The organism is Planktotalea sp. (assembly GCF_039984035.1).
Taxonomy (GTDB): Bacteria; Pseudomonadota; Alphaproteobacteria; order Rhodobacterales; family Rhodobacteraceae; genus Planktotalea.
This window is the reverse complement of record NZ_JBDWVM010000405.1, coordinates 1-4,735: the sequence shown is the minus strand read 5'-3', so window position 1 is coordinate 4,735 and position 4,735 is coordinate 1. Positions and strand designations below refer to the sequence as shown.

Sequence of the window (4,735 nt, the reverse complement as noted above, 5' to 3'; positions counted from 1 at the left end):
AAGGCGCGGTGATTTTCAAGCGATCAATGTCTTTTTGAACTGCTGCAACTGCTGCCTCGGCGCTCTGGATACCAGCGCCCGTGCTTTCAAGGCCGCTTTTGGCTGAGGCGACACTCGCCTCTGCGGCGCGCACAGCGGCTTGTGTCGAAGCAACGCGAGTGTCAGAGGCAAAGCCGCCTTCGCTCAACTTGGACGCAGCATTGTCGTTGATTTTGGCCTCATCCAAACGTGCCATTGCCTCATCAAGGCGGGCCTGCGTTTCTGGAACGCGTGCCTTTGCTTCGGCAAGACGCGCTTGCGCTTCAGCGAGGGAGGCTTCGCGCGTTCCTGTATCAAGGTAGCAAAGCAGCTGCCCTTCTTTTACATACGTGCCTTTGCGAAGAGGTTCAGAGACGACTTGACCCGATGTTTCAGCGCGCACCTCAACAAAGCGTGCCGCTTCTGTTTGGCCACGTAGGATAACAGCGCTGTCGATTTGCTGTGCTTCGGACTTTACGGCGAAGACGCGAATGCCTGTTTCTTCCGTTGATGCTGCGCTGGTGTCGCTTTCAGCCGCTTCTTCCTGTTCTTTCTCAGGAGCAGCTGTTGCATCAGTTTGCGCAAATGCGAGCAATTGCTCACGCTCGAACACAAGAAAATATAAAAAAGCACTTACCAAAATCGCTGTGATGACGGGAATAATCTTCATCGGTCTGTCGTCCTTGAATACACGAATTGCGCACGCGCGCGGGCCGGTTGGTAGTTGACATAGTCATGTTGTTGTCGAGTTCAATCGAATACGTACATTTTCTGAACTGGTGAGTTCATTTTACGCAGTTGGTCGATCTCGAGCAACAATTCTGGGTGCGCCAAAGTGCGCGCATTAAGTGGCAAGCGTGTGACCAGCCCTTGGCAGGGCTGTGACATCGCGGTAAGAGAGGCAAAAAGCAGGGGTTTTAGGCGTGAGCGATACCGATAGTTTTATTGAAGAAGTCAGCGAAGAAGTTCGCCGGGATCGTTTGTTCGGCCTAATGCGCCGGTATGGATGGATCGCAATCTTGGCTGTTTTGGCCCTTGTGGGCGGCACCGCCTATGACGCGTGGAGCAAATCACAAGCGCGCGCGAAAGCGCAAAGCGCAGGGGATGCTATCCTTGCCGCGCTTGCCGAGGATGAACCAAGCGCACGTGTTTCCGCACTGCAAGCTGTTCAAAATCAAGATGTTACACAAGGCGCGAAAGCTGTCGTTGCTCTGCTTCAAGCGGCTGAGCAAGGCGCCGATGAAGATCCCGCAGGCGCGCAAGCCGCTCTGGAAACGATTGCGAGCGATGGCAGTTTGCCAGAAATCTACCGCCAGATCGCATCCTTCAAAGCAGCAAGCCGCTCTGACGGATCGCTCACACCAGAAGATCGCCAGATTCGCCTTGAAGCTTTGGGCGCTCCAGGCATGGCGCTTCGTTTGCTCGCAACCGAGCAATTGGCGCTTATTGACGTTGAGGCAGGCGATACAGAGGCTGCTCTCGAAAAGTTGCAGGGGATTGTTGTGGATGCAGAAGTGACTGCAGGCTTGCGTCAGCGCGCAACGCAACTCATTATCTCGCTAGGCGCGGAGCCTGAAACACTCGCTGGCCAGTAATTGAGCCAAATAAACCAAGCCCGCGACAGACGGGGCACTTTCAAAGGGGGCTTTGAGCGGTGACGACAAGTAAATTGATCATGGCAGGCGTTGCAGCAGCGATGTTGGCGGGCTGCACAGAGCAAGACACGATTTTGCCGGGCAAGCGCGAAGACCTTCGTGCACCATTTGGTGAGATTTCCGATGATCGCGTGCGCACCGAGAACTCTGTGCAAAATATTTCGCTCGCGCGTCAAACAAGCAATTCCAACTGGACGCACCGTATTGGTAGCCCAGCAACGCGGACAGCGCATCCAGCGCTCGCGGCTCAGCTGACGGGTGTTCAGTGGTCCACAGCAATCGGTGAGGGCGATAGCCGCCGCCATCGGATCACTGCGGACCCAGTCGTCGCAGATGGCCGTATTTTTGTGATGGATGCCAAAAGCACCGTTACTGCAGTTTCGCTCGGGGGTGAAAAACTCTGGTCTGTTGATCTGACGCCTGCGCGGGATCAGCAGAACGACGCGGGGGGCGGTGGCCTTGCTTATGGCGATGGCAAACTGATCGTTTCTTCTGGTTTCGGGAAGGTGCGCGCGCTTGATCCAGCCAGCGGCGCTGAGCTGTGGCTGCAGGACCTTGACGCGCCTGCGACCGGCACACCGTCAATTTCCCGAGGATTGGTCTATTTGGTTGCTGGCGACAACGTCGCTTGGGCAATCGACGCAAATTCTGGCCGTGTTGAATGGCAGCTTGATGGCTCCGCATCTGACGTGTCCAACGTGTCTGGCGGGCCTGCACCAGCGGTTGGCGACGATCTTGTGATCTTCGCCTTTGGCTCTGGCGAAATGCAGGCTGCGTTCCGCAAAGGTGGTCTGCGCCGTTGGAACGCGACCGTTGCAGGACAACGCCGCGGCGTCGCAGCCAGCACAGTCAGTGATATCACGGGCGATCCTGTGATCGCAGGGAATACTGTTTTTGCAGGGTCCCATTCGGGCCGTATTGTCGCGGTCAACGCCGACAGTGGCGCACGTCTTTGGACAGCAAAAGATGGGGCGCTTGGTCCGGTTTGGCCTGCGGGTGGATCGATCTTCGCGGTCAGTGATCGAAACGAGTTGATCCGTTTGGACGGTGAAACAGGCACGCGGATTTGGGGCACGAAGCTGCCATTCTTTGTTAAAGAAGACCGCCGCCGCCGCGTTGAAATCGTTGCACATTATGGCCCTGTTATCGCAGGTGGCCGTGTTCTGGTTGCCTCTAACGATGGGTTGATCCGCAGCTTTGATCCTGCCTCTGGTGCGCAACTAAGCGCGGTGGAAGTTCCGGGCGGAGCGACGACGAACCCGGTTGTGGCAGGCAATACGCTTTATGTGGTGTCTAGCAACGGAACGCTGCACGCCATTCGCTAAACGACGGGTGCGTGCAGGCGCGCACCCAATGATGCCTCTTCCCCACAGCGCCGCTTTGCGTTAGAGCGGCGCTCTGACGTATTTTTGGAGCTTTTCAATGAGCTTTACTCTCGCCATCGTAGGACGCCCGAATGTGGGCAAATCCACGCTCTTCAACCGCCTTGTCGGCAAACGCCTTGCTTTGGTCGATGACCAACCGGGCGTGACGCGTGATTTGCGCGAAGGCGAAGCGCGCCTTGCGGATTTGCGGTTCACTGTAATTGACACGGCGGGCCTAGAAGAGGCGACCGACGAGAGCCTTCAAGGGCGTATGCGCCGCTTGACTGAGCGCGCAGTTGATATGGCCGACATCTGTCTCTTTATGATCGATGCGCGCGTTGGCGTGACGCCTGCGGATCAGGTGTTTGCGGAAATTCTGCGTAAACGCTCCGCGCATGTCATTCTTGCCGCGAACAAGGGCGAAGGGTCGGCCGCTGATGCGGGTGTGATCGAAGCTTATTCATTGGGTTTGGGTGAGCCTATCCGCCTGTCTGCTGAGCACGGTGAAGGTCTAAACGATCTTTATTCGCAGCTTATGCCGCTTGCCGATGGGTTTGCGGAACGCGCCAGTGATCTTGCCCCTGAAACAGATGTTTCGCTGGACGAGGACGATGACTGGGACGAAGAGAAACCATTCGTCATGCCGACGGCGAAGAAGCCTATGCAGATTGCTGTTGTAGGTCGTCCCAACGCTGGAAAATCTACGCTTATCAATAACATCATGGGTGATGAGCGCCTTTTGACGGGTCCTGAAGCGGGAATTACCCGCGATGCGATTTCGTTGCGCACGGAATGGAACGGCACGCATATTCGTATCTTCGATACGGCGGGCATGCGCAAAAAGGCCAAGGTGCAGGACAAGCTGGAAAAGCTGTCCGTGTCAGATGGTCTGCGCGCTGTAAAATTTGCTGAGGTTGTTGTCGTCTTGCTGGATGCGGCGATCCCGTTTGAGCAACAGGATTTGCGCATTGCTGATCTCGCGGAGCGCGAAGGGCGCGCTGTGGTCGTCGCAGTGAACAAATGGGATATTGAAGAAGACAAGCAAGACAAGCTGCGCGCGTTGCGTGAAAGCTTTGAACGTCTTTTGCCGCAACTGCGTGGCGCGCCATTGGTAACGGTGTCTGCGAAGACGGGCAGGGGTCTTGATCGTCTGCATGACGCAATTATCCGCGCTTACGAGACTTGGAATACGCGTATTCCGACAGCGCAATTGAACCGCTGGCTCGCTGGTATGGTCGAAGCGCACCCACCGCCCGCACCTGCAGGCAAACGCATCAAGCTGCGTTACATGACCCAAGCGAAATCCCGTCCGCCGGGCTTTGTTGTGATGTGTTCCTTGCCGGACAAGATGAGCGAAAGTTATTCGCGCTATCTGGTGAATGGTCTGCGCGTTGATTTTGACATGCCGGGCACGCCAATCCGTCTCTATATGCGCTCGCAAAATGATGCGAACCCGTTCAAAGGGCGCAAGAAAGCGGCACCGTCCAAGCTGCGCAAGCACCTCACACCGCATCACAAAGATAAATAGCGCGAATATTGCGTTAATCTTGGCAGGGCGACCCGATTAGGTTCGCCTTAGCCTAAGGATAAGATAAGTTTCCCCAACGTTAAATGAGGGGGAGCTTATGAAACGCATTGCGATTTTCTGTGACGGAACGTGGAACTTGGCTGATCGTAAAACCGATCAAACCAATGTTG

4 protein-coding genes are annotated in these 4,735 nt (G+C 55.9%); 3 read left to right on the top strand and 1 reads right to left on the bottom strand.

The annotated features are described in order from the left end of the window. Positions 1-688: biotin/lipoyl-binding protein (locus ABJQ89_RS17705; protein WP_348497481.1), on the bottom strand; the 688-nt coding region annotated here is incomplete at its 3' end. Positions 689-941: 253 nt separating this feature from the next. Between ABJQ89_RS17705 and ABJQ89_RS17700 the strand changes: the two genes are divergently transcribed. The 3 genes from ABJQ89_RS17700 to der all read left to right on the top strand — a co-directional run bounded on the left by ABJQ89_RS17700 (position 942) and on the right by der (position 4,565). Beyond that, on the top strand, positions 942-1,613 hold the full coding sequence (locus ABJQ89_RS17700) for a hypothetical protein (RefSeq protein ID WP_348497480.1): 672 nt from the start codon (positions 942-944) through the stop codon (positions 1,611-1,613). 59 nt (positions 1,614-1,672) lie between these two features. Continuing rightward, positions 1,673-2,998, top strand: coding sequence for a PQQ-binding-like beta-propeller repeat protein (locus ABJQ89_RS17695; RefSeq protein WP_348497479.1), 1,326 nt, complete (start codon positions 1,673-1,675; stop codon positions 2,996-2,998). Positions 2,999-3,095: 97 nt separating this feature from the next. Next, complete coding sequence (gene der / locus ABJQ89_RS17690) at positions 3,096-4,565, top strand: ribosome biogenesis GTPase Der (protein WP_348497478.1); 1,470 nt, start codon at positions 3,096-3,098, stop codon at positions 4,563-4,565. Positions 4,566-4,735 lie beyond the last annotated feature (170 nt).

Coding starts and splice junctions, on each gene's coding strand:
- der (WP_348497478.1), top strand. CDS start 3,096: ATGAGCTTTACTCTCGCCATCGTAGGACGCCCGAATGTGGGCAAATCC.